Here is a 26,301-nt window from a genome sequence, read left to right as displayed (position 1 = left end):
AGTGGTACGCGAGCTGGGTTTAGAACGTCGTGAGACAGTTCGGTCCCTATCTGCCGTGGACGTTTGAGATTTGAGAGGGGCTGCTCCTAGTACGAGAGGACCGGAGTGGACGAACCTCTGGTGTTCCGGTTGTCACGCCAGTGGCATTGCCGGGTAGCTATGTTCGGGAAAGATAACCGCTGAAAGCATCTAAGCGGGAAACTTGCCTCAAGATGAGATCTCACTGGAACCTTGAGTTCCCTGAAGGGCCGTCGAAGACTACGACGTTGATAGGTTGGGTGTGTAAGCGCTGTGAGGCGTTGAGCTAACCAATACTAATTGCCCGTGAGGCTTGACCATATAACACCCAAGCAATCTGAATGCTCGAAAGAGACCAGATTGCGGTGTGTGAAGACGCAATGAACCGAAAGTTCGCGATGCTCACAAACACCTGTATCACATACCCGATTTGCTGAAGCGAGGCCAACGTGCCACGAGTCAGTACCCGAATTTCTTGACGACCATAGAGCGTTGGAACCACCTGATCCCATCCCGAACTCAGAAGTGAAACGATGCATCGCCGATGGTAGTGTGGGGTTTCCCCATGTGAGAGTAGGTCATCGTCAAGATTAAATTCCGAAACCCCAATTGCGAAAGCAGTTGGGGTTTTGTTTTGCCCGCAAGAAAGTGGTGTGCTTGATTTCTATGCAATCGCCCGCCTCATGGCTATTATTCGGGCCTCATTGTGAGGCGAGACCTGCATGCTGACGTTGTTGAATCTATTAAAGGATGGTCGATTCCATTCCGGCGAGGCTCTGGGGGTTGCCCTGGGAATCAGTCGAAGTGCGGTGTGGAAACAGCTTCAGCATCTTGAGGCTGAACTCGGATTATCCATTAACAAAGTCCGGGGCAGAGGCTATCAACTGGCCGCGCCCTTGACGCTGCTCGACCCCCTCAAGATTGGTGCCTTGACGCCGGTTTGGCCGATGTCAGTCTTTGATTCCATTGATTCCACCAATGCAGAGGCGCTGCGCGCGATCGGTCAAGGTCGAGCAGCGCCGTTTCTGGTATTGGCGGAGCGACAGATTTCCGGTCGCGGTCGCCGGGGGCGCAAGTGGGTAAGCCCTTTCGCTGAAAATCTGTATTACAGCCTGGTCTTGCGCATCGAGGGTGGCATGCGCCAGCTTGAGGGCTTGAGTCTAGTGGTTGGTTTGGCGGTTATGCATGCCCTGCGAAAGCAGGGATTGTCGAGCGCTGGATTGAAGTGGCCCAACGATGTGCTAGTCGGAAACAAGAAAATCGCCGGTATCCTTCTTGAGTTAGTAGGGGATCCGGCAGATGTTTGCCATGTGGTGCTTGGTATAGGCATTAATGTGAACATGCAGGTTGCTGAGGAAGTTGACCAGCAATGGACGTCGATTCGGCTCGAGACGGGCAAAAACTGCGATCGCAACATCTTGGTGGCTGAGCTGAGCGAGCAACTGCGGGGCTACATCCAACGTCATCAGGTCCATGGATTCTCTGCGTTCCAGGAGGAGTGGGAAAAGGATCACATGTGGCAAGGTCGCCCGGTTTCTTTGGTTGCGGGCGTTAGTCATATAGAAGGCGTAGTGCTTGGCATTGATAGCCAGGGTGCGCTGCGCTTGAAGGTGGACGGTGTGGAAAGGGTATTTAGTGGTGGTGAGCTCAGCCTGAGGTTGCGTGATGATTCTTGAGCTCGACTGTGGGAATAGCTTTATCAAGTGGCGTGTATTGAATACGGCTGCTGGCGGTCTTTTCGCTGAAGGTGTTGTCGACTCGGATCAGGCTCTGGTGGATAGCTTGTGCGCATTTGACAGCCTGTCGTTGCGTAAATGTCGGTTGGTCAGCGTAAGAACAAGCGAAGAAACTGCTGCGCTCACCCGAATTCTCGAGCAGACGTTCGGCGTCTCGGTCGTGTGCGCCAAATCGGCCAGTGAAATGTCTGGCGTCAGGAATGGCTATGACGACTATGAACGCTTGGGGCTGGATCGCTGGTTGGCGATGCTTGGTGGTTTTCATTTGGCTGCAGGCGCCTGCCTGATTCTGGATTTCGGCACTGCTGTGACGGCCGATTTTATTAATGCCGAAGGAGAGCACCTTGGAGGATTCATTTGCCCAGGGATGCCCTTGATGCGTAACCAGTTACGTACACATACCCGGAAAATCCGTTATGGGGATTTGGCTGCCGAAAAAGCGCTGACGAGCCATGCTCCGGGGCGCAGTACAGTCGAGGCGGTGGAGCGAGGGTGCTCTTTAATGTTGAGAGGTTTCGTTCTGACCCAGATGGAAATGGCTCGATCCTATTGGGGGGAGCGCTTTGCTGTCTTTATTACCGGTGGCGATGCTGGATTGGTGGCGGACGTCGTGCCCGATGCACGGGTCGTCCCTGACCTGGTATTTGTAGGGTTGGCGATGGCGTGTCCTTTGACTTGAGGTTTGTATGCGTTGGTTGTTCCTGCTGCTCGTTGTTCTCAATGTTTTCTATTACGTCTGGCATCAGCAGGAAGCGCCTTTGCGTGCAAAAGATGTCACGCCCCTCAGTATGTACCGCGGGGCCCAGCAAGATATTCGCTTATTGAGTGAGGCGACTGGTGACTCTGGAGGAGGGCAGGGCGCGCGCCGTGCCGGACAGGAGTGTCTGTTTTTGGGTGGTTTGCCTCAAGAAAGCAGCATTTCCGAGCTACAGATGCGTCTAGCGGCAATGAGTGTGAAGGTTCAGGCAACACAAAAGGATCTTCCCGAACCTGGTTATTGGTTGCGCATTGCGCCCGAGAGCCAGCGTTTATTGGGGGATGTGCAGTTGCAGAACCTTTCCAAGGAATTCAATGAGTTAAAACATAAAATAATGCTGTGTGAGGGGGTTGCACCGCTGGAATAGTTTGCATAGAATGGCGCCCGCTCCACAGCGAACACCTAAACAGGTTGTCAAAGTGGAGCGGTGTCAACGCAGCTAACCTCAGGTTTTTAATGAGAAAATGCTTGACAGAAGGTCGGCATAGTATAGAATGCCGGCTCGCTTAGGAGGGGTTCCCGAGCGGCCAAAGGGATCAGACTGTAAATCTGACGTCTACGACTTCGAAGGTTCGAATCCTTCCCCCTCCACCATTTTTAGCGTGAGCTGCAAGCTCCGCGGGTATAGTTTAGTGGTAGAACCTCAGCCTTCCAAGCTGATGATGCGGGTTCGATTCCCGCTACCCGCTCCAAGTTTGCAGGTTGTGCAAAGTGTTTCGCTCTTGTAGCTCAGTTGGTAGAGCACACCCTTGGTAAGGGTGAGGTCAGCGGTTCAAATCCGCTCAAGAGCTCCATATAACAAGGCAGATATGAAAATATCTGCCTTTGTTTTAATGGTAGATATCGTTCGTCTAATTCTTCTGTTGAGGGTGTTATCGATGGCTAAGGAAAAATTTGATCGTTCCCTGCCCCACGTCAACGTAGGGACCATTGGTCACGTTGACCACGGTAAAACCACTCTGACCGCTGCTCTGACTCGCGTCTGCTCCGAAGTTTTCGGTTCGGCCGTAGTTGAATTCGACAAGATCGACAGCGCTCCAGAAGAAAAAGCTCGCGGTATCACCATCAACACCGCTCACGTTGAGTACAACTCGACTATTCGTCACTACGCTCACGTTGACTGCCCAGGTCACGCTGACTACGTGAAGAACATGATCACCGGTGCTGCCCAGATGGATGGCGCGATCCTGGTTTGCTCGGCCGCTGATGGTCCGATGCCACAAACCCGTGAGCACATCCTGCTGTCCCGTCAGGTAGGCGTTCCGTACATCGTGGTTTTCCTGAACAAGGCTGACCTGGTAGACGACGCTGAGCTGCTGGAACTGGTTGAGATGGAAGTTCGCGACCTGCTGTCCACCTATGACTTCCCGGGCGACGACACTCCGATCATCATCGGTTCGGCTCGTATGGCGCTGGAAGGCAAAGACGACAACGAAATGGGCACCACTGCCGTTCGTAAACTGGTTGAAACTCTGGATACCTACATCCCAGAGCCAGTTCGTATGATCGACAAGCCATTCCTGATGCCAATCGAAGACGTATTCTCGATCTCGGGTCGCGGTACTGTTGTGACTGGTCGTATCGAGCGCGGTATCGTTCGCGTTCAAGATGCACTGGAAATCGTTGGTCTGCGTGACACCACCACCACCACCTGCACCGGTGTTGAGATGTTCCGCAAGCTGCTCGACGAAGGTCGTGCTGGCGAGAACTGCGGCGTTCTGCTGCGTGGTACCAAGCGTGACGACGTTGAGCGTGGTCAGGTTCTGGTTAAGCCAGGTTCGGTTAAGCCGCACACCAAGTTCACCGCAGAAGTTTACGTTCTGAGCAAGGAAGAAGGCGGTCGTCACACTCCGTTCTTCAAAGGCTACCGTCCACAGTTCTACTTCCGTACTACTGACGTGACTGGTAACTGCGAGCTGCCAGAAGGCGTTGAAATGGTAATGCCAGGTGACAACATTCAGATGACTGTTACCCTGATCAAAACCATCGCGATGGAAGACGGTCTGCGTTTCGCTATCCGTGAAGGCGGTCGTACCGTCGGCGCTGGCGTCGTAGCCAAAATCATCGAATAAGCGGTTGTAATGTATTTTTCGGGCCGGCATAATGGTCGGCCTGATTTTGTTTTAGGTCAGTAGCTCAATTGGCAGAGCGACGGTCTCCAAAACCGTAGGTTGGGGGTTCGATTCCCTCCTGACCTGCCAGATTCACTCGGTGTGTCTGGCTTTCTTTTCACAGGATCTTCATAGATGACTCCTAAGGCTGAAGCTCAAGGCTCTCGCTTCGATCTGCTCAAGTGGCTTGTGGTAGCCGCTTTGGTGATTGTCGGCGTTGTTGGCAATCAGTATTACGCTGCTTCGCCGATCCTGTACCGTGTACTCGCTTTGCTCGTAATTGCTGCTGTAGCTGCCTTTGTAGGCCTGCAGACTGCAAAGGGCAAGTCGTTCTTTGTACTGGTTAAGGAAGCTCGCACCGAGATTCGTAAAGTCGTATGGCCAACTCGCCAGGAAACCACGCAAACAACGTTGATTGTTGTTGCTGTGGTTATCGTTATGGCGTTGCTGTTGTGGGGTGTTGATTCCCTGCTCGGCTGGCTTGTTTCCTTGATTGTCGGCTAAGGGTGTCCCGTGGCTAAGCGTTGGTACGTTGTGCATGCTTACTCGGGTTACGAGAAGCATGTCATGCGCTCGCTGATTGAGCGCGTAAAGCTGGCAGGCATGGAAGATGGCTTCGGCGAAATTCTGGTTCCCACTGAAGAAGTGGTTGAAATGCGTAATGGCCAGAAGCGCAAAAGCGAACGTAAGTTCTTCCCAGGCTATGTGCTGGTACAGATGGATATGAACGAGGGTACTTGGCACTTGGTCAAGGATACTCCTCGGGTGATGGGCTTCATTGGCGGTACCGCCGACAAGCCTGCTCCAATCACCGACAAAGAGGCGGAAGCCATTCTGCGTCGAGTGGCTGATGGTAGCGACAAGCCGAAGCCGAAGACTCTGTTTGAGCCGGGTGAGGTGGTTCGTGTTACTGACGGTCCATTCGCTGATTTTAACGGCACTGTCGAAGAAGTTAACTACGAAAAGAGCCGTGTCCAGGTGGCAGTGCTTATTTTCGGACGCTCTACCCCGGTAGAGTTGGAGTTCAGTCAGGTCGAAAAGGTCTAACTGAACAAGCATCCCAACCCCGCAGCCCTAGGCTGTGGGGTTTTGTCGTCACTGGGATAAACGCGCAAGTAACCGGGGAGCCTTTCGAGGCGTTCGAACCCGTAATTGGAGTGCCTCATGGCCAAGAAGATTACCGCTTACATCAAGCTGCAAGTGAAGGCCGCTCAGGCTAACCCAAGCCCACCTGTTGGTCCTGCTCTGGGTCAGCACGGCGTGAACATCATGGAGTTCTGCAAGGCTTTCAACGCCCGTACTCAGGGTCTTGAAGCAGGTCTGCCGACTCCAGTGATCATCACTGTCTACAGCGACCGTAGCTTCACTTTCGAAACCAAATCCACCCCTGCTTCGGTTCTGCTGAAGAAGGCGGCCGGTCTGACCAGCGGTTCCGCTCGTCCGAACACCGTTAAGGTTGGCACTGTTACCCGTGCTCAGCTGGAAGAAATCGCGAAAACCAAAAACGCGGATCTGACTGCAGCTGATATGGATGCAGCCGTGCGTACTATCGCCGGTTCTGCTCGTAGCATGGGCCTTAACGTGGAGGGTGTGTAATGGCTAAGCTGACCAAGCGTCAAAAGGCTATCGCCGGCAAAATCGAAGCAGGCAAGGCCTACAACATTGTAGATGCTGCTGCTCTGCTGGCTGAGCTGTCGACTGTCAAGTTCAGCGAGTCGTTCGACGTTGCTGTAAACCTGGGTGTAGACCCGCGTAAATCCGACCAGGTTGTTCGTAGCGCCACTGTGCTGCCACACGGCACTGGCAAGACCGTTCGCGTTGCTGTGTTCACCCAGGGTCCAGCTGCTGAGGCCGCTCTGGCTGCCGGCGCTGACCGTGTAGGTATGGACGACCTGGCTGCCGAAATGAAAGGCGGCGACCTGAACTATGACGTAGTGATCGCATCCCCGGATGCCATGCGCGTTGTAGGTCAACTGGGTCAGATCCTCGGTCCACGTGGCCTGATGCCTAACCCGAAAGTCGGCACCGTAACTCCAGACGTAGCTACCGCGGTTAAAAACGCCAAGGCTGGTCAGGTCCGTTATCGCACCGACAAAAACGGCATCATTCACACTTCCGTTGGCAAGATCGGTTTCGATGCCGTCAAGCTGAAGGAAAACGTTGAAGCTCTGATCGCTGATCTGAAGCGTATCAAGCCAGCTTCTTCGAAAGGTATCTACGTCAAGCGCGTTACCCTGAGCACCACTATGGGCCCAGGTCTGGTTATCGACCAGAGCTCGCTGGACGCGTAAGACAAAGGTTGGCGCGATTATTCGCGCCAATTGAAAGATTGGGGTCCCTGCCTGGCGGGGGCTATCCAAGACCGTAGGCGGCGCAAGCCTTAAACCACAAGCCTACGCAGATGGTGCTCCCGGTTCCTTACCGAATCAGACACCAAAACGACATTCGGTTTCGACCGAGTGAAACGGTAACAAGCAGGAGTTAAACCCGTGGCAATTAATCTCGAAGACAAGAAGGCCATCGTCGCTGAAGTCAACGAGGCTGCCAAAGTCGCTCTGTCCGCTGTCGTGGTTGATGCCCGTGGCGTAACAGTAGGCGCAATGACCGGACTCCGTAAAGAGGCTCGTGAAGCTGGCGTTTACGTACGTGTTGTACGTAACACCCTGCTCAAGCGCGCAGTTGCTGACACTGAATACAGTGTCCTCAACGACGTGTTCACCGGCCCGACCCTGATTGCATTCTCGAACGAACATCCGGGCGCTGCTGCCCGTATCTTCAAAGAGTTTGCCAAGGGTCAGGACAAGTTCGAGATCAAGGCAGCTGCGTTCGAGGGCAAGTTCCTCGCAGCTAATCAGATCGACGTACTGGCAACTCTGCCGACCCGTGACGAAGCAATTTCTCAGCTGATGAGCGTGATTCAAGGCGCTACCAGCAAATTGGCTCGTACTCTGGCGGCAATTCGCGACCAGAAAGAAGCTGCCGCAGCCTAAGGCTCGTCAACTTCTCGCGTTTTTTGTTTATTTCGATGGTCGCGTAGGCCGTCCCCCAATTCAGGAATTGAGTCATGTCTCTGACTAACGAACAAATCATCGAAGCAATCGGCCAGAAATCCGTAGTGGAAATCGTTGAGCTGATCAAAGCGATGGAAGAAACCTTCGGTGTTACCGCTGCTGCCGCTTCGGCTGGCCCAGCTGTAGCTGCTGCTGCTGTTGAAGAGCAAACCGAGTTCAACGTTGTTCTGCTGGAAGCTGGCGAGAAGAAGGTTAACGTGATCAAGGCAGTTCGTGAACTGACCGGTCTGGGCCTGAAAGAAGCCAAAGAGAAAGTAGACGGCGCTCCTCAGGTTGTAGCTGAAGGCGTTTCGAAAGAAGCTGCTGAAGACGCTAAGAAGAAGCTGGAAGAAGCAGGCGCTAAAGTCGAGCTGAAATAAGTATCGACTTTGCTCCTCCAGCCCGAGCGTCAAGCGACAGGCTGATGGCTGGTGGCTCTTGCCACCGGCCTTTTTCCGTTATTGGCAGCCGACTGGGTCGGTGCTGATAAAGGCGCTGTAACCACCCGATGCGGTGGCGCAAACCATGGGGTTTGCACGATTTTCTGGCTGCTCCCGTCGGGAGGGGCCAAACAAGCAGGTGACCAAGCTGGGGAACGCTGATGGCTTACTCATATACTGAGAAAAAACGTATCCGCAAGGACTTTAGCAAGTTGCCGGACGTCATGGATGTGCCGTACCTCCTGGCCATCCAGCTGGATTCGTATCGTGAATTCTTGCAAGCGGGAGCGACTAAAGATCAGTTCCGCGACGTGGGCCTGCATGCGGCCTTCAAATCCGTTTTCCCGATCATCAGCTACTCCGGCAATGCTGCGCTGGAGTACGTCGGTTATCGCCTGGGCGAGCCGGCATTTGATGTCAAAGAATGCGTATTGCGCGGTGTAACTTTCGCCGTACCTTTGCGGGTAAAAGTGCGCCTGATCATTTTCGACAAAGAATCGTCGAACAAAGCGATCAAGGACATCAAAGAGCAAGAAGTCTACATGGGCGAAATCCCATTGATGACTGAGAACGGTACCTTCGTAATCAACGGTACCGAGCGTGTTATCGTTTCCCAGCTGCACCGTTCCCCGGGCGTGTTCTTCGACCACGACCGCGGTAAGACGCACAGTTCCGGTAAACTGCTGTACTCCGCGCGCATCATCCCTTACCGCGGTTCGTGGTTGGACTTCGAGTTCGACCCGAAAGACTGCGTATTCGTGCGTATCGACCGTCGTCGCAAACTGCCGGCCTCGGTACTGCTGCGCGCACTCGGCTACACCACCGAAGAAGTGCTGGACGCTTTCTACACCACCAACGTATTCCACGTTAAAGGCGAAGGCCTGAGCCTGGAACTGGTGCCTCAGCGTCTGCGCGGTGAAGTAGCTGTCCTCGATATTCAGGACGATAAAGGCAAGGTGATTGTCGAGCAGGGCCGTCGTATCACTGCCCGCCACATCAACCAGCTGGAAAAAGCCGGGATCAAAGAGCTGGACGTGCCTCTGGACTACGTCCTGGGTCGCACCACCGCCAAGGTCATCGTGCATCCGGCTACCGGCGAAATCCTGGCAGAGTGCAACACCGAGCTGTCGACCGAAGTCCTGGCGAAAATCGCCAAGGCCGGCGTTGTTCGCATCGAAACTCTGTACACCAACGACATCGACTGTGGTCCGTTCATCTCCGACACGCTGAAGATCGACTCCACCAGCAACCAATTGGAAGCGCTGGTCGAGATCTATCGCATGATGCGTCCAGGCGAGCCGCCGACCAAAGACGCTGCCGAGACCCTGTTCAACAACCTGTTCTTCAGCCCTGAGCGCTATGACCTGTCTGCGGTCGGCCGGATGAAGTTCAACCGTCGTATCGGTCGTACCGAGATCGAAGGTTCGGGCGTGCTGTGCAAGGAAGATATCGTCGCGGTACTGAAGACTCTGGTCGACATCCGTAACGGTAAAGGCATCGTCGATGACATCGACCACTTGGGTAACCGTCGTGTTCGCTGCGTGGGCGAAATGGCTGAAAACCAGTTCCGCGTTGGCCTGGTACGTGTCGAGCGTGCGGTCAAAGAGCGTCTGTCGATGGCTGAAAGCGAAGGCCTGATGCCGCAAGACCTGATCAACGCCAAGCCAGTGGCGGCGGCGGTGAAAGAGTTCTTCGGTTCCAGCCAGCTCTCGCAGTTCATGGACCAGAACAACCCGCTGTCCGAGATCACCCACAAGCGTCGTGTCTCTGCACTCGGCCCTGGCGGTCTGACTCGTGAGCGCGCAGGCTTTGAAGTCCGTGACGTACACCCGACTCACTACGGTCGTGTCTGCCCGATTGAAACGCCGGAAGGTCCGAACATCGGTCTGATCAACTCCCTGGCTGCTTACGCCCGCACCAACCAGTATGGCTTCCTGGAAAGCCCGTACCGTGTGGTGAAAGAAGGTGTGGTCACCGACGAGATCGTGTTCCTGTCCGCCATTGAAGAGGCCGATCACGTGATCGCGCAGGCTTCGGCGACCATGAACGAGCAGAAAGTCCTGATCGACGAACTGGTAGCCGTACGTCACCTGAACGAATTCACCGTCAAGGCGCCGGAAGACGTCACCCTGATGGACGTTTCGCCGAAGCAGGTAGTTTCGGTTGCAGCGTCGCTGATTCCGTTCCTCGAGCACGACGACGCCAACCGTGCGTTGATGGGTTCGAACATGCAGCGTCAAGCTGTACCAACCCTGCGCGCTGACAAGCCGCTGGTAGGTACGGGCATGGAGCGTAACGTGGCTCGCGACTCCGGCGTTTGCGTCGTGGCTCGTCGTGGCGGCGTGATCGACTCCGTTGATGCCAGCCGTATCGTGGTTCGTGTTGCTGATGACGAAGTTGAAACCGGTGAAGCTGGTGTCGACATCTACAACCTGACCAAATACACCCGCTCGAACCAGAACACCTGCATCAACCAGCGTCCGTTGGTGAGCAAGGGTGATCGTGTTCAGCGTAGCGACATCATGGCCGACGGCCCGTCCACCGACATGGGTGAACTGGCACTGGGTCAGAACATGCGCATCGCGTTCATGGCATGGAACGGCTTCAACTTCGAAGACTCCATCTGCCTGTCCGAGCGTGTGGTTCAGGAAGACCGCTTCACCACGATCCACATTCAGGAACTGACCTGTGTGGCCCGTGACACCAAGCTTGGCCCAGAGGAAATCACTGCGGACATCCCGAACGTGGGTGAAGCTGCACTGAACAAGCTGGACGAAGCCGGTATCGTTTACGTAGGTGCTGAAGTAGGCGCTGGCGACATCCTGGTGGGCAAGGTCACTCCGAAAGGCGAGACCCAACTGACTCCGGAAGAAAAACTGCTGCGTGCGATCTTCGGTGAAAAAGCCAGCGACGTTAAAGACACCTCCCTGCGCGTGCCAACCGGCACCAAAGGTACTGTCATCGACGTACAGGTCTTCACCCGCGACGGCGTTGAGCGTGATGCTCGTGCTCTGTCGATCGAGAAGTCCCAGCTGGACGAGATCCGCAAGGATCTGAACGAAGAGTTCCGTATCGTTGAAGGCGCGACCTTCGAACGTCTGCGCTCCGCTCTGGTAGGCCACAAGGCTGAAGGCGGCGCCGGTCTGAAGAAAGGTCAGGACATCACCGACGAAGTTCTCGACGGTCTTGAGCATGGTCAGTGGTTCAAACTGCGCATGGCTGAAGATGCTCTGAACGAGCAGCTCGAGAAGGCTCAGGCCTACATCGTTGATCGCCGCCGTCTGCTGGACGACAAGTTCGAAGACAAGAAGCGCAAACTGCAGCAGGGCGATGACCTGGCTCCAGGCGTGCTGAAAATCGTCAAGGTTTACCTGGCAATCCGTCGTCGCATTCAGCCGGGCGACAAGATGGCCGGTCGTCACGGTAACAAAGGTGTGGTCTCCGTGATCATGCCGGTTGAAGACATGCCGCACGATGCCAATGGCACCCCGGTCGACGTCGTCCTCAACCCGTTGGGCGTACCTTCGCGTATGAACGTTGGTCAGATCCTTGAAACCCACCTGGGCCTCGCGGCCAAAGGTCTGGGCGAGAAGATCAACCGGATGGTCGAAGAGCAGCGTAAAGTCGCTGAACTGCGTACCTTCCTGGACGAGATCTACAACCAGATCGGCGGTCGTAACGAAGATCTGGACAGCTTCTCCGATCAGGAAATCCTGGATCTGGCGAAAAACCTGCGTGGCGGCGTTCCAATGGCCACTCCAGTGTTCGACGGCGCCAAGGAAAGCGAAATCAAGGCCATGCTGAAACTGGCAGACCTGCCGGAAAGCGGCCAGATGCAGCTGACTGACGGCCGTACCGGCAACAAGTTCGAGCGTCCAGTTACCGTTGGCTACATGTACATGCTGAAGCTGAACCACTTGGTAGACGACAAGATGCACGCGCGTTCTACCGGTTCGTACAGCCTGGTTACCCAGCAGCCGCTGGGTGGTAAGGCACAGTTCGGTGGTCAGCGTTTCGGGGAGATGGAGGTCTGGGCACTGGAAGCATACGGTGCCGCTTACACTCTGCAAGAAATGCTCACAGTGAAGTCGGACGATGTGAACGGCCGTACCAAGATGTACAAAAACATCGTGGATGGCGATCACCGTATGGAGCCGGGCATGCCCGAGTCCTTCAACGTGTTGATCAAGGAAATTCGTTCCCTCGGCATCGATATCGATCTGGAAACCGAATAACACGTGACGCGATCGAGAGCGGGGCAGGACTGCCCGCTCTCTGCTCCGCCAGGAGGAAAGGCCTTGAAAGACCTACTGAATTTGCTGAAAAACCAGGGTCAAGTCGAAGAGTTCGACGCCATCCGTATCGGATTGGCCTCGCCTGAGATGATCCGCTCGTGGTCGTTCGGCGAAGTTAAAAAGCCGGAAACCATCAACTACCGTACGTTCAAACCTGAGCGTGACGGTCTGTTCTGCGCCAAGATCTTTGGCCCGGTAAAGGATTACGAGTGCCTGTGCGGTAAGTACAAGCGCTTGAAGCACCGTGGTGTGATCTGCGAGAAGTGCGGCGTTGAAGTTGCACTGGCCAAGGTTCGTCGTGAGCGCATGGCGCACATCGAACTGGCTTCGCCGGTTGCCCATATCTGGTTCCTGAAATCGCTGCCGTCCCGTATCGGCTTGCTGATGGATATGACCCTGCGTGATATCGAACGCGTTCTCTACTTCGAGAGCTACGTCGTTATCGATCCGGGCATGACCACCCTTGAAAAGGGTCAGCTGCTGAACGACGAGCAGTACTTCGAAGCGCTGGAAGAGTTTGGTGATGACTTCGACGCCCGCATGGGTGCAGAAGCTGTCCGTGAACTGCTGCACGCTATCGACCTGGAGCACGAGATTGGCCGTCTGCGCGAAGAAATTCCGCAAACCAACTCGGAAACCAAGATCAAGAAGCTGTCCAAGCGTCTGAAGTTGATGGAAGCCTTCCAGGGTTCCGGCAACCTGCCAGAGTGGATGGTGCTGACCGTTCTGCCGGTTTTGCCGCCAGATCTGCGTCCACTGGTCCCGCTGGATGGCGGTCGTTTCGCGACTTCCGACCTCAACGATCTGTATCGTCGAGTGATCAACCGTAACAACCGTTTGAAGCGCCTGCTGGATCTGTCCGCTCCGGACATCATCGTGCGCAACGAAAAGCGTATGTTGCAGGAAGCTGTCGATGCACTGCTCGACAACGGTCGTCGTGGCCGCGCTATCACCGGTTCGAACAAGCGTCCTCTGAAATCCCTGGCTGACATGATCAAGGGTAAGCAGGGTCGTTTCCGTCAGAACTTGCTCGGTAAGCGTGTTGACTACTCCGGTCGTTCGGTAATTACCGTAGGTCCGACCCTGCGTCTGCACCAGTGCGGTCTGCCGAAGAAGATGGCTCTCGAGCTGTTCAAACCGTTCATTTTCGGCAAGCTGGAAATGCGTGGTCTCGCGACCACCATCAAAGCGGCCAAGAAAATGGTCGAGCGCGAACTGCCAGAGGTTTGGGACGTTCTCGCTGAAGTGATTCGCGAACACCCGGTTCTTCTCAACCGTGCACCGACCCTTCACCGTCTGGGTATCCAGGCGTTTGAACCGGTACTGATCGAAGGTAAGGCTATCCAGCTGCACCCGCTGGTCTGCGCCGCGTACAACGCCGACTTCGACGGCGACCAAATGGCCGTGCACGTACCGCTGACGCTGGAAGCCCAGCTCGAAGCGCGTGCGTTGATGATGTCGACCAACAACATTCTGTCGCCAGCCAACGGTGAGCCAATCATCGTTCCGTCGCAGGACGTTGTATTGGGTCTCTACTACATGACTCGTGAAGCGATCAACGCCAAGGGCGAAGGTCGTGTGTTCGCGGATCTGCAGGAAGTTGACCGTGTGTTCCGTGCCGGCGAAGCCGCACTGCACGCCAAGGTCAAGGTTCGTATCAACGAAACCGTCAACGACCGTGACGGCAACAGCGTGAGCAACACTCGTATCGTCGACACCACTGTTGGCCGTGCGCTGCTGTTCCAGGTTGTGCCAAAAGGTCTGTCGTACGATGTCGTCAACTTGCCAATGAAGAAAAAGGCGATCTCCAAGCTGATCAACCAGTGCTACCGCGTGGTTGGTCTGAAAGAGACCGTGATCTTCGCTGACCAGTTGATGTACACCGGTTTCGCTTACTCGACCATCTCCGGCGTTTCCATCGGTGTTAACGACTTCGTTATCCCGGACGAAAAAGCCCGCATCATCGGTGCAGCCACCGACGAAGTGAAAGAGATCGAGAGCCAGTACGCCTCCGGCCTGGTAACCCAGGGCGAGAAGTACAACAAAGTGATCGACCTTTGGTCGAAGGCGAACGACGAAGTTTCCAAGGCGATGATGGCCAACCTCTCGAAAGAGAAAGTCATCGACCGTCACGGTGATGAAGTCGACCAAGAGTCCTTCAACTCGATGTACATGATGGCCGACTCGGGTGCGCGGGGTTCCGCAGCACAGATTCGTCAGCTGGCCGGTATGCGTGGTCTGATGGCCAAGCCGGACGGTTCCATCATTGAAACGCCGATTACTGCGAACTTCCGTGAAGGTCTGAGCGTACTTCAGTACTTCATCTCGACTCACGGTGCTCGTAAAGGTCTGGCGGATACCGCGTTGAAAACTGCGAACTCCGGTTACCTGACTCGTCGTCTGGTAGACGTGGCGCAGGATCTGGTTGTAACCGAGATCGATTGCGGCACCGAACACGGTCTGCTGATGACTCCGCACATTGAAGGCGGTGACGTTGTAGAGCCGTTGGGTGAGCGCGTACTGGGTCGTGTTATTGCCCGTGACGTATTCAAGCCAGGCACCGAGGACGTCATCGTTCCTGCCGGTACCCTGGTAGACGAGAAGTGGGTCGAGTTCATCGAGCTGAACAGCATCGACGAAGTGATCGTGCGTTCGCCGATCAGCTGCGAAACCCGCTACGGTATTTGCGCCAAGTGCTACGGCCGTGATCTGGCTCGTGGTCACCAGGTGAACATCGGTGAAGCGGTCGGCGTTATCGCTGCCCAGTCCATCGGTGAGCCGGGTACCCAGCTGACGATGCGTACGTTCCACATCGGTGGTGCGGCAAGCCGTACTTCCGCAGCCGACAGCGTTCAGGTGAAGAATGGCGGTACTGTCCGTCTGCACAACCTGAAGCACGTTGAGCGTGTGGATGGCCACTTGGTTGCTGTGTCCCGCTCCGGTGAGCTGGCCATCGCTGATGACTTCGGTCGTGAGCGTGAGCGTTACAAGCTGCCGTACGGTGCTGTGATTTCGGTTAAAGAAGGTGACAAGGTCGACGCTGGCGCAATCGTGGCCAAGTGGGATCCGCACACTCACCCGATCGTTACCGAAATGAAAGGTACCGTGACCTACGTGGGCATGGAAGAAGGCATCACGATCAAGCGTCAGACTGACGAATTGACCGGTATGACCAACATTGAAGTACTCGACGCGAAAGATCGTCCAGCTGCCGGTAAGGAAATCCGTCCTGCAGTGAAGATGGTCGACGACAACGGCAAGGATCTGTTGCTGCCAGGCACTGACGTTATCGCTCAGTACTTCCTGCCAGCCAACGCTCTGGTCGGTGTTGCGGACGGTGCGAAGATCGCGATCGGTGATGTTATCGCTCGTATCCCGCAAGAAACTTCGAAGACCCGTGACATCACCGGTGGTCTGCCGCGTGTTGCCGACTTGTTCGAAGCTCGTCGTCCGAAAGAAGCGTCGATTCTGGCTGAAGTCAGCGGCACCATCGCGTTCGGTAAAGAGACCAAAGGCAAGCGCCGTCTGGTCATTACCCCGAACGACGGTAGCGATCCGTACGAAGAGCTGATTCCGAAGTGGCGTCACCTGAACGTGTTCGAAGGCGAACAGGTAAACCGCGGCGAAGTTATCTCCGACGGTCCAAGCGATCCGCACGACATCCTGCGTCTGCTGGGTGTGAGCGCGCTGGCCAAGTACATCGTGAACGAGATCCAGGACGTTTACCGTCTGCAAGGCGTGAAGATCAACGACAAGCACATCGAGACCATCCTGCGTCAGATGCTGCGTAAAGTTGAGATCTCCGAGTCCGGCGATTCCAGCTTCATCAAGGGCGACCAGATGGAACTGACTCACGTGCTGGTAGAGAACGAGCGTCTGAGCGCGGAAGACAAGTTTGTCTCCAAGTTCACTCGCGTTCTGCTGGGTATCACCAAGGCGTCGTTGTCCACCGAATCGTTCATCTCGGCGGCTTCCTTCCAGGAAACCACTCGCGTACTGACCGAAGCGGCAGTCACCGGCAAGCGCGACTATCTGCGCGGCCTGAAAGAAAACGTGGTTGTGGGTCGTCTGATCCCGGCCGGTACCGGTCTGGCATATCACAGCGAGCGCAAGCGTCGTCGTGATGCAGACAAGCCGTTGCGCGTAAGCGCCAGTGAAGTGGAAGCTGCACTGACCGAAGCGCTGAACTCGAGCGGTAACTGAGTTCTGCGGTAACTAAGCTGAGGCCCTGATCGCTCCGTTCGTCGAGTCGAGACAAATTGTCAAGGTTCGACGGGCGGGGAGGTCGGGGCCTTGCCTTGACTGGGGACAAGATCCTCTTTAGACTCTTGATCCCCTAAATTTGGCGGGAATCCGTTCCTGTCATTTTGCTTTTCTTGCAAGACAATAGCGTCGCAAGACAACAGTGGAGCTAGTAGATGGCAACTATCAACCAGCTGGTACGTCAGCCGCGTAAGCGTATCGTCGAGAAATCCGACGTGCCTGCGCTGCAGAACTGCCCGCAACGTCGTGGCGTGTGCACCCGTGTGTACACCACTACGCCGAAAAAACCTAACTCGGCACTGCGTAAAGTATGCCGTGTGCGTCTGACCAACGGTTTCGAGGTTTCCTCGTACATCGGTGGTGAAGGCCACAACCTGCAAGAGCACAGCGTGGTACTGATCCGCGGCGGTCGTGTAAAAGACTTGCCAGGTGTTCGTTACCACACCGTTCGCGGCTCCTTGGATACTTCCGGCGTTAAAGGCCGTAACCAGGGTCGTTCGAAGTACGGTACCAAGCGTCCGAAGTAATCGGTCGTTTTGCAGATTTTCATTTTATTGAGTCGATAAGAGTAAGGTCGGGCTTGCATCCAATGGATCTGTCCCGAACTAACCTGAAGACCGCTTGAGGGCTTATCATGCCAAGACGTCGCGTAGCAGCAAAGCGTGAGATTCTGGACGATCCGAAATACGGAAGCCAGATCCTCGCCAAATTCATGAACCACGTTATGGAAAGCGGCAAGAAAGCCGTTGCCGAGCGTATCGTTTATGGTGCCCTGGAAACCGTGAAGGCTCGTAAGGCCGGCACCGATCCCCTGGAACTCTTCGAAAAAGCACTCGACGCCATCGCTCCGCTGGTCGAAGTGAAGTCGCGCCGCGTTGGTGGTGCTACTTACCAGGTTCCGGTCGAGGTTCGTCCTTCCCGCCGTAACGCTCTGGCAATGCGCTGGTTGGTAGACTTCGCCCGTAAGCGTGGCGAGAAGTCTATGGCTCTGCGTTTGGCTGGCGAACTGCTGGATGCTGCTGAAGGTAAAGGTGCTGCTGTTAAGAAGCGTGAAGACGTGCACCGTATGGCCGAAGCCAACAAAGCTTTCTCGCACTACCGCTTCTAATTTTAGCTTCACTAATTTTGCGAGGGCTTTATGGCTCGTACTACTCCGATTAGTCGCTACCGTAACATCGGTATCGTCGCTCACGTGGATGCTGGTAAAACCACCACCACCGAGCGCGTCCTTTTTTACACTGGCAAAAGTCACAAAATGGGCGAGGTGCATGACGGCGCCGCGACCACAGACTGGATGGTTCAGGAGCAGGAGCGTGGTATTACCATTACTTCTGCTGCCATTACCGCCTTCTGGAAAGGTTCCGAGAAGCAGTATCCTCACGAACACCGCTTCAACGTCATCGATACCCCGGGCCACGTAGACTTCACCATTGAAGTTGAACGTTCCCTGCGCGTACTCGACGGCGCTGTCGTTGTATTCTGCGGTACTTCGGGTGTTGAGCCGCAGTCGGAAACCGTATGGCGTCAGGCCAACAAATACGGCGTTCCACGTCTTGTTTACGTAAACAAGATGGACCGTGCCGGTGCCAACTTCCTGCGCGTGATCGGTCAGATCAAGCAGCGTCTGGGTCACACTCCGGTGCCGATTCAGCTCGCTATCGGTTCGGAAGACAACTTCCAGGGCCAGATCGACCTGATCAACATGCAGGCTGTTTACTGGAACGACTCTGACAAGGGTATGGTTCCTGTTCGCAAGGAAATCCCTGCGGACATGCTCGAGCTGGCTACTGAGTGGCGCAGCAACATGGTTGAGGCTGCGGCCGAAGCCAGTGAAGAGCTGATGAACAAGTACCTGGAAGGCGAAGAGCTGTCGATCGAAGAGATCAAGGCTGCTCTGCGTCAGCGTACTATCGCTGGCGAAATCGTTCTGGCTGTGTGCGGTTCGTCGTTCAAGAACAAGGGCGTTCCCCTGGTTCTCGACGCCGTTATCGACTTCCTGCCTGCTCCAACCGACATTCCAGCTATCAAGGGCTCGAACCCTGATAACGAGGAAGAGGAAATGGAGCGTCACGCAAGTGACGACGAGCCGTTCGCGGCACTGGCGTTCAAAATCGCTACCGACCCATTCGTGGGTACTTTGACCTTCGTCCGTGTTTACTCGGGCGTGTTGAACTCCGGCGACGGCGTGATCAACTCGGTTAAAGGCAAGAAAGAGCGCGTGGGCCGTATGGTGCAAATGCACGCAAACGCCCGTGAAGAGATCAAGGAAGTACGCGCTGGCGACATCGCGGCCCTGATCGGCATGAAGGACGTCACCACTGGTGAAACCCTCTGCAACGCTGACAAGCCAATCATCCTGGTTCGCATGGACTTCCCGGAGCCGGTTATTTCGGTTGCCGTAGAGCCCAAGACCAAGGATGACCAGGAAAAAATGGGTATCGCACTGGGCAAGCTGGCTCAGGAAGACCCGTCTTTCCGCGTTAAAACTGATGAAGAGACTGGTCAAACGATCATCTCCGGCATGGGCGAGCTGCACCTGGACATCCTGGTTGACCGGATGCGCCGTGAGTTCAACGTCGAAGCCAACATCGGCAAGCCTCAGGTTTCGTATCGTGAGCGCATCACGAAGAACTGTGAAATCGAAGGCAAGTTCGTTCGTCAGTCCGGTGGTCGCGGCCAGTTCGGTCACTGCTGGATCCGTTTTGCTCCTGCTGACGAAGGTCAGGAAGGTCTGCAATTCGTGAACGAAGTTGTAGGTGGTGTGGTTCCTAAGGAATACATCCCGGCTATCCAGAAGGGTATCGAAGAGCAGATGAAGAACGGCGTTGTTGCCGGCTATCCGCTGATCGGCCTGAAGGCTACCGTGTTCGATGGTTCTTACCACGACGTCGACTCCAACGAGATGGCGTTTAAAGTGGCTGCTTCCATGGCGACCAAGCAACTGGCCCAGAAGGGCGGTGGTGAGTTGCTCGAGCCGATCATGGCGGTAGAGGTTGTTACGCCTGAAGACTATATGGGTGATGTAATGGGCGACCTTAACCGTCGTCGCGGCATGATCCAGGGTATGGAAGACACAGTGTCCGGCAAGGTTATCCGTGCCGAGGTTCCACTGGGTGAGATGTTCGGTTATGCGACCGACGTTCGTTCCATGTCCCAGGGTCGCGCAAGCTACTCTATGGAATTCAAAAAATACGATACGGCTCCGTCGCACATCGTCGAATCCGTAACCAAAAAACAAGGCTGATTCAGCCCCTTTAGGCTAGGAGTTAATTGTCGTGGCTAAAGAAAAATTTGATCGTTCCCTACCGCACGTCAACGTTGGCACCATCGGTCACGTTGACCACGGTAAAACCACTCTGACCGCTGCTCTGACTCGCGTCTGCTCCGAAGTTTTCGGTTCGGCCGTAGTTGAATTCGACAAGATCGATAGCGCTCCAGAAGAAAAAGCTCGCGGTATCACCATCAACACCGCTCACGTTGAGTACAACTCGACTATTCGTCACTACGCTCACGTTGACTGCCCAGGTCACGCTGACTACGTGAAGAACATGATCACCGGTGCTGCCCAGATGGACGGCGCGATCCTGGTTTGCTCGGCCGCTGATGGTCCGATGCCACAAACCCGTGAGCACATCCTGCTGTCCCGTCAGGTAGGCGTTCCGTACATCGTGGTTTTCCTGAACAAGGCTGACCTGGTAGACGACGCTGAGCTGCTGGAACTGGTTGAGATGGAAGTTCGCGACCTGCTGTCCACCTATGACTTCCCAGGCGACGACACTCCGATCATCATCGGTTCGGCTCGTATGGCGCTGGAAGGCAAAGACGACAACGAAATGGGCACCACTGCCGTTCGTAAACTGGTTGAAACTCTGGATACCTACATCCCAGAACCAGTTCGTATGATCGACAAGCCATTCCTGATGCCAATCGAAGACGTATTCTCGATCTCGGGTCGCGGTACTGTTGTGACTGGTCGTATCGAGCGCGGTATCGTTCGCGTTCAAGATGCACTGGAAATCGTTGGTCTGCGTGACACCACTACCACCACCTGCACCGGTGTTGAGATGTTCCGCAAGCTGCTCGACGAAGGTCGTGCTGGCGAGAACTGCGGCGTTCTGCTGCGTGGTACCAAGCGTGACGACGTTGAGCGTGGTCAGGTTCTGGTTAAGCCAGGTTCGGTTAAGCCGCACACCAAGTTCACCGCAGAAGTTTACGTTCTGAGCAAGGAAGAAGGCGGTCGTCACACTCCGTTCTTCAAAGGCTACCGTCCACAGTTCTACTTCCGTACTACTGACGTGACTGGTAACTGCGAGCTGCCAGAAGGCGTTGAAATGGTAATGCCAGGTGACAACATTCAGATGACTGTTACCCTGATCAAAACCATCGCGATGGAAGACGGTCTGCGTTTCGCTATCCGTGAAGGCGGTCGTACCGTCGGCGCTGGCGTCGTAGCCAAAATCATCGAGTAATTCTCTTTTATAGAGTCTGCTTGATGAAGTGAAAAAGCCCCCGCTCAGCGGGGGCTTTTTTATTGGGTTGACACCTATCTGGGGCGTCTATAGAATTGCGCCTCCTTTTAACGGGCGTATTGCGCCCGGTGGGAATAGCAGCCGGAGTCTGAAATCCAATGCAAAATCAGCAAATCCGTATCAGGTTGAAGGCTTTCGACCATCGCCTGATCGACCAATCAACCCAGGAAATCGTGGAAACCGCGAAACGTACTGGTGCTCAAGTGCGTGGTCCAATTCCACTGCCTACCCGTAAAGAGCGGTTCACCGTTCTGGTTTCCCCGCACGTCAACAAAGACGCGCGTGACCAGTACGAAATCCGCACTCATAAGCGCGTTCTGGACATCGTCCAGCCAACGGATAAAACCGTTGATGCTCTTATGAAGCTTGATCTTGCGGCCGGTGTGGAAGTGCAGATCAGCCTCGGCTAAGACTCGGTCTTGGTCGTGTAACGCTCTGAAATGGGCGGCCATAGCGGGTGAAAGCCCCGTACACTCATGAGGTTTACAACATGACTATTGGTGTAGTCGGTCGTAAATGCGGTATGACCCGTATTTTCACCGAAGAAGGTGTCTCCATTCCGGTCACGGTCATTGAGATCGAGCCGAATCGCGTCACCCAGTTCAAAACTGAAGAGACCGATGGCTATCGTGCAGTGCAAGTCACTGTCGGCGAGCGTCGTGCTTCGCGTGTAACAGCAGCTCAAGCTGGTCACTTCGCCAAGGCGAACGTAGCCGCTGGTCGCACCACCATGGAATTCCGTCTTGAAGAAGGCGAGTACCAGGCTGGCGATCTGATCAACGCTGAAATCTTCGCCGCTGGTCAACTGGTTGATGTAACCGGTCAGTCCAAGGGTAAAGGCTTCCAGGGTACGATCAAGCGTTGGAATTTCCGCGGGCAAGATAACACCCACGGTAACTCCGTATCCCACCGCGTCCCAGGCTCTATCGGCCAGTGCCAGACTCCTGGTCGTGTATTCAAGGGCAAAAAAATGTCCGGTCATATGGGCGCTGAGCGCGTGACCGTGCAGTCCCTGGAAGTAGTGCGCGTGGACGCTGAACGCAATCTGTTGTTGGTCAAGGGCGCTGTTCCTGGCGCTACTGGCGGCAACCTGGTTGTACGTCCAGCAGCCAAGGCTCGCGGTTAAGGGGAAGCTGACATGCAATTAAATGTAAATGACGCTCAAGCGATCGAAGTTTCCGAACTGACATTTGGCGGCGAGTTCAACGAGACGCTGGTTCACCAAGCAGTCGTGGCCTACATGGCCGGCGGCCGTCAAGGTAGCAAGCAGCAAAAGACCCGTTCCGACGTTCGTGGTGGCGGCAAGCGCCCATGGCGTCAGAAAGGTACTGGCCGTGCTCGTGCCGGTACTATCCGTAGCCCAATCTGGCGTGGCGGCGGTACCACTTTCGCAGCTCGTCCACAGGATCATTCCCAGAAGCTGAACAAGAAGATGTATCGCGCAGCAATGCGTTCCATCCTTGCTGAGCTAGTGCGTACTGATCGTCTGGTCGTGGTTCAGGATTTCGCTGTTGAAACTCCGAAAACCAAAGATCTGCTGGGCAAGCTGAACAACATGAGCCTGACCGATGTTCTCATCGTGTCGGACGCTGTTGATCAGAACCTGTACCTGGCTGCTCGTAACCTGCCACACGTAGATGTACGTGACGTGCAAGGTTCCGATCCAGTTAGTCTGATCGCATACGACAAGGTGTTGATCACCGTGTCGGCCGTGAAGAAATTCGAGGAGCTGCTGGGATGAACCAGGAACGCGTATTTAAAGTTCTGCTTGGCCCGCACGTTTCCGAGAAGGCTACGGTTCTGGCAGACAAGAAAGGCCAGTTCGTTTTCAAGGTTGCTACTGATGCAACCAAGCTGGAAATCAAGAAGGCCGTCGAAAGCCTGTTCAGCGTGAAAGTAGAGCGCGTCACTACCCTGAACGTTCTGGGTAAGAGCAAGCGCACTGCTCGCGGTCTGGGCAAGCGTAATGACTGGAAGAAGGCAGTTATCTCCCTTCAGCCAGGCCAAGATCTCGATTTCAGCAGCAGTGCTGAGTAAGGAAGGGGTGCATCATGGCAATCGTTAAATGCAAACCGACTTCCCCTGGCCGCCGTTTTGTGGTCAAGGTGGTCAACCAGGAGCTGCATAAAGGCGCTCCTCACGCACCGCTGCTCGAGAAAAAATCGAAGACTGGTGGTCGTAACAACAATGGCCGTATTACCACTCGTCACATCGGTGGTGGTCATAAGCAGCATTACCGTATGGTCGATTTCCGTCGCAACGACAAAGATGGCATCGTCGCCACTGTCGAGCGTATCGAATACGATCCAAACCGTACTGCTCACATCGCACTGCTCTGCTACGCAGACGGCGAGCGTCGCTACATCATCGCCCCTAAAGGCGTGAGTGCTGGCGACCAGCTGATCGCAGGCGCTCTGGCTCCAATCAAGCCAGGCAACGCTCTGCAACTGCGCAACATTCCAGTCGGTTCTACCGTACACGGCATCGAACTGAAGCCAGGTAAAGGCGCACAGATCGCTCGTTCCGCTGGTGCTTCGGCTCAGCTGATCGCTCGTGAAGGCGTGTACGTTACCCTGCGTCTGCGTTCCGGTGAAATGCGTAAAGTCCTGGCTGAATGCCGTGCGACCCTGGGCGAAGTCTCGAACTCCGAGCATAGCCTGCGTTCGCTGGGTAAAGCTGGTGCCAAACGCTGGCGTGGCGTTCGCCCAACCGTTCGTGGTGTTGCCATGAACCCGGTTGACCACCCACATGGTGGTGGTGAAGGTCGTACCTCTGGTGGTCGTCATCCGGTATCGCCATGGGGCTTCCCGACTAAGGGCGCGAAGACTCGTGGTAATAAGCGTACCGACAAAATGATCGTCCGTCGTCGCAAGTAAATAGAGGGATACGACAGTGCCACGTTCTCTGAAAAAAGGTCCTTTTATTGATCTTCACCTACTGAAGAAGATCGAAGTGGCGGCGGAAAAGAACGATCGCAAACCAATTAAGACTTGGTCGCGTCGTTCGATGATCCTGCCACAAATGGTCGGTCTGACCATCGCAGTACACAACGGCCGTCAGCACGTCCCAGTTCTCGTGAACGAAGACATGGTTGGCCATAAACTGGGCGAGTTCGCCGGTACCCGCACTTATCGTGGGCACGTGGCTGACAAGAAAGCCAAGCGTTAAGGGGTAAGGAAATGGAAGTAGCCGCTAAGTTGTCGGGCGCTCGAATCTCCGCCCAGAAAGCCCGCTTGGTCGCCGACCAGATCCGCGGGAAGAAGGTGGGCGAAGCGCTCAACCTGTTGGCTTTCAGCAGTAAGAAAGCCGCCGAGATCATGAAGAAAGTGCTGGAGTCGGCCGTAGCCAACGCCGAGCATAACGAAGGCGCAGACGTTGATGACCTGAAGGTCAGCACCGTTTTCGTCAACGAAGGGCGTTCGCTGAAGCGCATCATGCCACGTGCCAAAGGCCGTGCTGATCGCATCGTCAAGCGGTCTTGCCATATCACTGTCAAGGTTGCTGACAAGTAACGGAGTCGAAGAGATGGGTCAGAAAGTACATCCCATTGGCATTCGCCTGGGAATCGTCAAGGAGCACACCTCCGTCTGGTACGCAGACGGTCGGACTTATGCGGACTACTTGTTCGCAGATCTGAAAGTGCGTGAGTATCTCCAAGACAAACTAAAAAGCGCGTCCGTAAGCCGTATCGATATCCATCGTCCGGCCCAAACTGCACGCATCACCATCCACACCGCTCGCCCAGGTATCGTTATCGGGAAGAAAGGTGAAGATGTTGAGAAACTGCGTCAGGACCTGACCAAGCAAATGGGTGTGCCTGTGCACATCAATATCGAAGAGATCCGCAAGCCGGAGCTCGACGGTATGCTGGTTGCGCAGAGCGTAGCTCAGCAGCTGGAGCGTCGTGTAATGTTCCGTCGCGCGATGAAGCGCGCAGTACAGAACGCCATGCGCATTGGTGCCAAAGGCATCAAAATCCAAGTGAGCGGTCGTCTCGGCGGTGCTGAAATCGCACGTACTGAATGGTATCGCGAAGGTCGTGTGCCACTGCACACCCTGCGTGCCGACATCGACTATGCCAACTACGAAGCTCACACCACTTACGGTGTGATCGGTGTAAAGGTTTGGATCTTCAAAGGCGAAGTAATTGGTGGTCGCCAAGAAGAGCTGAAGCCACAAGCACCAGCGCCTCGTAAAAAAGCTGCTAAGTAAGGGGTACGCCAAATGTTGCAACCAAAGCGTACGAAGTTCCGCAAGCAGATGACCGGCCACAACCGTGGTCTGGCACTGCGCGGTAGCAAAGTCAGCTTCGGCGAGTTCGCGCTGAAGTCTGTTGCTCGTGGTCGTCTCACCGCTCGTCAGATCGAGTCAGCACGTCGTGCTCTCACCCGTCACGTAAAACGTGGCGGCAAGATCTGGATCCGTGTATTCCCGGACAAGCCGATCTCCAAAAAACCTCTCGAGGTTCGTATGGGTAAAGGTAAGGGTAACGTGGAGTACTGGGTTGCCCAGATTCAGCCAGGCAAAGTCCTGTATGAAATCGAGGGTGTTTCTGAAGAGCTGGCGCGTGAGGCTTTCGCCCTGGCTGCTGCAAAGCTGCCGCTCGCCACCTCCTTTGTTAAACGGACGGTGATGTGATGAAAGCGAATGAACTTCGTGAAAAATCCGCACAGCAGCTGAACGAGCAACTGCTCGGCTTGCTGCGCGACCAGTTCAATCTGCGCATGCAGAAAGCAACTGGCCAGTTGGGGCAGTCTCATCTGCTCTCGCAAGTTAAGCGTGACATCGCTCGCGTGAAGACTGTGCTCAACCAGCAGGCAGGTAAGTGATCATGGCTGAAGCCGAAAAAACTGTCCGTACGCTGACTGGCCGTGTTGTCAGCGACAAGATGGACAAAACCATCACCGTTCTGATCGAGCGTCGCGTTAAGCACCCGATCTACGGTAAATACGTTAAGCGTTCGACTAAGCTGCACGCGCACGACGAAACCAATCAGTGCCACATCGGCGACAAAGTCACTATTCGTGAAACTCGTCCGATGGCCAAGACCAAGTCTTGGGCGCTGGTTGATGTTCTCGAACGCGCTGTGGAAGTCTAAGGGC

The 26,301-nt window shown here is 55.1% G+C and carries 27 protein-coding genes, 4 tRNA genes and 2 rRNA genes (1 of these 33 cut by a window edge); all 33 read left to right on the top strand.

The genetic code is table 11. From position 1 onward, the window contains the following. Positions 1-339, top strand: a 23S ribosomal RNA gene (locus tag ACS4NR_RS18725); it begins 2,553 nt to the left of the window's first position. A gap of 153 nt (positions 340-492) precedes the next feature. Next, a 5S ribosomal RNA gene (rrf, locus tag ACS4NR_RS18720) occupies positions 493-608 on the top strand. A 132-nt stretch (positions 609-740) separates the two neighbouring features. Next, entirely contained in the window at positions 741-1,694 is a 954-nt protein-coding gene (gene birA / locus ACS4NR_RS18715) for a bifunctional biotin--[acetyl-CoA-carboxylase] ligase/biotin operon repressor BirA (protein ID WP_456018036.1), read from the top strand. Continuing rightward, entirely contained in the window at positions 1,684-2,433 is a 750-nt protein-coding gene (locus tag ACS4NR_RS18710) for a pantothenate kinase (protein ID WP_115987912.1), read from the top strand. Before birA ends, ACS4NR_RS18710 begins: the two co-directional genes overlap by 11 nt. Positions 2,434-2,440: 7 nt before the next feature. Then, positions 2,441-2,878 carry a hypothetical protein gene (locus tag ACS4NR_RS18705; protein WP_095140148.1) on the top strand — a complete coding sequence of 146 codons (438 nt, stop codon included), beginning with the start codon at positions 2,441-2,443 and terminating at the stop codon, positions 2,876-2,878. Between the two features lie 142 nt (positions 2,879-3,020). After that, positions 3,021-3,105, top strand: a tRNA-Tyr gene (locus ACS4NR_RS18700). Between the two features lie 24 nt (positions 3,106-3,129). Then, positions 3,130-3,203, top strand: a tRNA-Gly gene (locus ACS4NR_RS18695). A gap of 26 nt (positions 3,204-3,229) precedes the next feature. Next, positions 3,230-3,305 (top strand) — tRNA-Thr (locus ACS4NR_RS18690). A gap of 84 nt (positions 3,306-3,389) precedes the next feature. Continuing rightward, a complete protein-coding gene (gene tuf / locus ACS4NR_RS18685) occupies positions 3,390-4,583 on the top strand; it encodes an elongation factor Tu (RefSeq protein ID WP_024014521.1) in 1,194 nt (397 codons plus the stop codon). A gap of 53 nt (positions 4,584-4,636) precedes the next feature. Beyond that, positions 4,637-4,712: transfer RNA gene (locus ACS4NR_RS18680), tRNA-Trp, on the top strand. 45 nt (positions 4,713-4,757) lie between these two features. Further along, the gene (gene secE, locus ACS4NR_RS18675) at positions 4,758-5,126 is read left to right on the top strand and encodes a preprotein translocase subunit SecE (protein ID WP_095140135.1); all 369 of its coding nucleotides are present in this window, start codon (positions 4,758-4,760) and stop codon (positions 5,124-5,126) included. A 9-nt stretch (positions 5,127-5,135) separates the two neighbouring features. After that, positions 5,136-5,669, top strand: coding sequence for a transcription termination/antitermination protein NusG (gene nusG, locus ACS4NR_RS18670; protein ID WP_025113545.1), 534 nt, complete (start codon positions 5,136-5,138; stop codon positions 5,667-5,669). Between the two features lie 117 nt (positions 5,670-5,786). Next, positions 5,787-6,218 carry a 50S ribosomal protein L11 gene (gene rplK, locus ACS4NR_RS18665; protein WP_003228756.1) on the top strand — a complete coding sequence of 144 codons (432 nt, stop codon included), beginning with the start codon at positions 5,787-5,789 and terminating at the stop codon, positions 6,216-6,218. After that, positions 6,218-6,913 (top strand): 50S ribosomal protein L1, encoded by a 696-nt coding sequence (gene rplA, locus ACS4NR_RS18660; protein ID WP_003228754.1) that lies wholly within the window; start codon positions 6,218-6,220, stop codon positions 6,911-6,913. Before rplK ends, rplA begins: the two co-directional genes overlap by 1 nt. A gap of 198 nt (positions 6,914-7,111) precedes the next feature. After that, on the top strand, positions 7,112-7,612 hold the full coding sequence (gene rplJ / locus ACS4NR_RS18655; RefSeq protein WP_003228752.1) for a 50S ribosomal protein L10: 501 nt from the start codon (positions 7,112-7,114) through the stop codon (positions 7,610-7,612). A gap of 74 nt (positions 7,613-7,686) precedes the next feature. Continuing rightward, the gene (gene rplL, locus ACS4NR_RS18650; protein ID WP_007962228.1) at positions 7,687-8,052 is read left to right on the top strand and encodes a 50S ribosomal protein L7/L12; all 366 of its coding nucleotides are present in this window, start codon (positions 7,687-7,689) and stop codon (positions 8,050-8,052) included. 221 nt (positions 8,053-8,273) lie between these two features. Then, positions 8,274-12,347, top strand: coding sequence for a DNA-directed RNA polymerase subunit beta (gene rpoB, locus ACS4NR_RS18645; protein ID WP_027614262.1), 4,074 nt, complete (start codon positions 8,274-8,276; stop codon positions 12,345-12,347). 63 nt (positions 12,348-12,410) lie between these two features. Further along, positions 12,411-16,610: a DNA-directed RNA polymerase subunit beta' gene (rpoC, locus tag ACS4NR_RS18640; RefSeq protein ID WP_027614261.1), complete on the top strand. Its 4,200-nt coding sequence runs from the start codon at positions 12,411-12,413 to the stop codon at positions 16,608-16,610. Between the two features lie 215 nt (positions 16,611-16,825). Beyond that, complete coding sequence (rpsL, locus tag ACS4NR_RS18635; protein ID WP_003186084.1) at positions 16,826-17,197, top strand: 30S ribosomal protein S12; 372 nt, start codon at positions 16,826-16,828, stop codon at positions 17,195-17,197. 107 nt (positions 17,198-17,304) lie between these two features. Beyond that, complete coding sequence (rpsG, locus tag ACS4NR_RS18630) at positions 17,305-17,778, top strand: 30S ribosomal protein S7 (RefSeq protein WP_003228745.1); 474 nt, start codon at positions 17,305-17,307, stop codon at positions 17,776-17,778. 30 nt (positions 17,779-17,808) lie between these two features. Beyond that, positions 17,809-19,914: an elongation factor G gene (gene fusA / locus ACS4NR_RS18625; protein ID WP_007962223.1), complete on the top strand. Its 2,106-nt coding sequence runs from the start codon at positions 17,809-17,811 to the stop codon at positions 19,912-19,914. A 31-nt stretch (positions 19,915-19,945) separates the two neighbouring features. Next, positions 19,946-21,139 carry an elongation factor Tu gene (gene tuf / locus ACS4NR_RS18620; protein WP_024014521.1) on the top strand — a complete coding sequence of 398 codons (1,194 nt, stop codon included), beginning with the start codon at positions 19,946-19,948 and terminating at the stop codon, positions 21,137-21,139. Between the two features lie 158 nt (positions 21,140-21,297). Continuing rightward, complete coding sequence (rpsJ, locus tag ACS4NR_RS18615; protein ID WP_003186070.1) at positions 21,298-21,609, top strand: 30S ribosomal protein S10; 312 nt, start codon at positions 21,298-21,300, stop codon at positions 21,607-21,609. 80 nt (positions 21,610-21,689) lie between these two features. Then, positions 21,690-22,325, top strand: coding sequence for a 50S ribosomal protein L3 (gene rplC, locus ACS4NR_RS18610; protein WP_003228738.1), 636 nt, complete (start codon positions 21,690-21,692; stop codon positions 22,323-22,325). Positions 22,326-22,337: 12 nt separating this feature from the next. After that, complete coding sequence (rplD, locus tag ACS4NR_RS18605; RefSeq protein WP_003228735.1) at positions 22,338-22,940, top strand: 50S ribosomal protein L4; 603 nt, start codon at positions 22,338-22,340, stop codon at positions 22,938-22,940. Beyond that, positions 22,937-23,236 carry a 50S ribosomal protein L23 gene (rplW, locus tag ACS4NR_RS18600; RefSeq protein WP_002555488.1) on the top strand — a complete coding sequence of 100 codons (300 nt, stop codon included), beginning with the start codon at positions 22,937-22,939 and terminating at the stop codon, positions 23,234-23,236. Before rplD ends, rplW begins: the two co-directional genes overlap by 4 nt. A 14-nt stretch (positions 23,237-23,250) precedes the next feature. Continuing rightward, the gene (rplB, locus tag ACS4NR_RS18595; RefSeq protein WP_003228734.1) at positions 23,251-24,075 is read left to right on the top strand and encodes a 50S ribosomal protein L2; all 825 of its coding nucleotides are present in this window, start codon (positions 23,251-23,253) and stop codon (positions 24,073-24,075) included. Between the two features lie 16 nt (positions 24,076-24,091). Beyond that, a complete protein-coding gene (gene rpsS, locus ACS4NR_RS18590) occupies positions 24,092-24,367 on the top strand; it encodes a 30S ribosomal protein S19 (protein WP_003228731.1) in 276 nt (91 codons plus the stop codon). Between the two features lie 11 nt (positions 24,368-24,378). Continuing rightward, a complete protein-coding gene (gene rplV, locus ACS4NR_RS18585; protein ID WP_003103908.1) occupies positions 24,379-24,711 on the top strand; it encodes a 50S ribosomal protein L22 in 333 nt (110 codons plus the stop codon). Between the two features lie 13 nt (positions 24,712-24,724). Continuing rightward, on the top strand, positions 24,725-25,411 hold the full coding sequence (gene rpsC / locus ACS4NR_RS18580) for a 30S ribosomal protein S3 (RefSeq protein ID WP_003176422.1): 687 nt from the start codon (positions 24,725-24,727) through the stop codon (positions 25,409-25,411). A 12-nt stretch (positions 25,412-25,423) separates the two neighbouring features. After that, positions 25,424-25,837, top strand: a complete 414-nt coding sequence (rplP, locus tag ACS4NR_RS18575; protein WP_003228729.1) for a 50S ribosomal protein L16 — start codon at positions 25,424-25,426, stop codon at positions 25,835-25,837. Further along, the gene (gene rpmC / locus ACS4NR_RS18570; protein WP_002555481.1) at positions 25,837-26,028 is read left to right on the top strand and encodes a 50S ribosomal protein L29; all 192 of its coding nucleotides are present in this window, start codon (positions 25,837-25,839) and stop codon (positions 26,026-26,028) included. The genes rplP and rpmC overlap by 1 nt, the downstream gene beginning before the upstream one ends. Before the next feature lie 2 nt (positions 26,029-26,030). Beyond that, positions 26,031-26,297: a 30S ribosomal protein S17 gene (gene rpsQ, locus ACS4NR_RS18565; protein WP_003194644.1), complete on the top strand. Its 267-nt coding sequence runs from the start codon at positions 26,031-26,033 to the stop codon at positions 26,295-26,297. The last annotated feature ends 4 nt before the right edge of the window (positions 26,298-26,301 follow it).

The organism is Pseudomonas sp. JQ36 (assembly GCF_053851495.1).
This window is presented reverse-complemented; position numbering and strand designations above follow the sequence as displayed.

Bases quoted from the DNA above. Each gene is read 5' to 3' on its own strand.
- secE (WP_095140135.1), top strand. From the start codon at position 4,758: ATGACTCCTAAGGCTGAAGCTCAAGGCTCTCGCTTCGATCTGCTCAAG.
- ACS4NR_RS18710 (WP_115987912.1), top strand. From the start codon at position 1,684: ATGATTCTTGAGCTCGACTGTGGGAATAGCTTTATCAAGTGGCGTGTA.
- ACS4NR_RS18705 (WP_095140148.1), top strand. From the start codon at position 2,441: ATGCGTTGGTTGTTCCTGCTGCTCGTTGTTCTCAATGTTTTCTATTAC.
- rplA (WP_003228754.1), top strand. From the start codon at position 6,218: ATGGCTAAGCTGACCAAGCGTCAAAAGGCTATCGCCGGCAAAATCGAA.
- rplK (WP_003228756.1), top strand. From the start codon at position 5,787: ATGGCCAAGAAGATTACCGCTTACATCAAGCTGCAAGTGAAGGCCGCT.
- rpsQ (WP_003194644.1), top strand. From the start codon at position 26,031: ATGGCTGAAGCCGAAAAAACTGTCCGTACGCTGACTGGCCGTGTTGTC.
- rpsG (WP_003228745.1), top strand. From the start codon at position 17,305: ATGCCAAGACGTCGCGTAGCAGCAAAGCGTGAGATTCTGGACGATCCG.
- rplP (WP_003228729.1), top strand. From the start codon at position 25,424: ATGTTGCAACCAAAGCGTACGAAGTTCCGCAAGCAGATGACCGGCCAC.
- rplV (WP_003103908.1), top strand. From the start codon at position 24,379: ATGGAAGTAGCCGCTAAGTTGTCGGGCGCTCGAATCTCCGCCCAGAAA.
- rpsJ (WP_003186070.1), top strand. From the start codon at position 21,298: ATGCAAAATCAGCAAATCCGTATCAGGTTGAAGGCTTTCGACCATCGC.
- rplC (WP_003228738.1), top strand. From the start codon at position 21,690: ATGACTATTGGTGTAGTCGGTCGTAAATGCGGTATGACCCGTATTTTC.
- rplD (WP_003228735.1), top strand. From the start codon at position 22,338: ATGCAATTAAATGTAAATGACGCTCAAGCGATCGAAGTTTCCGAACTG.
- rplW (WP_002555488.1), top strand. From the start codon at position 22,937: ATGAACCAGGAACGCGTATTTAAAGTTCTGCTTGGCCCGCACGTTTCC.
- rplL (WP_007962228.1), top strand. From the start codon at position 7,687: ATGTCTCTGACTAACGAACAAATCATCGAAGCAATCGGCCAGAAATCC.
- fusA (WP_007962223.1), top strand. From the start codon at position 17,809: ATGGCTCGTACTACTCCGATTAGTCGCTACCGTAACATCGGTATCGTC.
- birA (WP_456018036.1), top strand. From the start codon at position 741: ATGCTGACGTTGTTGAATCTATTAAAGGATGGTCGATTCCATTCCGGC.
- rpsC (WP_003176422.1), top strand. From the start codon at position 24,725: ATGGGTCAGAAAGTACATCCCATTGGCATTCGCCTGGGAATCGTCAAG.
- rpoB (WP_027614262.1), top strand. From the start codon at position 8,274: ATGGCTTACTCATATACTGAGAAAAAACGTATCCGCAAGGACTTTAGC.
- rpsL (WP_003186084.1), top strand. From the start codon at position 16,826: ATGGCAACTATCAACCAGCTGGTACGTCAGCCGCGTAAGCGTATCGTC.
- rplB (WP_003228734.1), top strand. From the start codon at position 23,251: ATGGCAATCGTTAAATGCAAACCGACTTCCCCTGGCCGCCGTTTTGTG.
- rpmC (WP_002555481.1), top strand. From the start codon at position 25,837: ATGAAAGCGAATGAACTTCGTGAAAAATCCGCACAGCAGCTGAACGAG.
- tuf (WP_024014521.1), top strand. From the start codon at position 3,390: ATGGCTAAGGAAAAATTTGATCGTTCCCTGCCCCACGTCAACGTAGGG.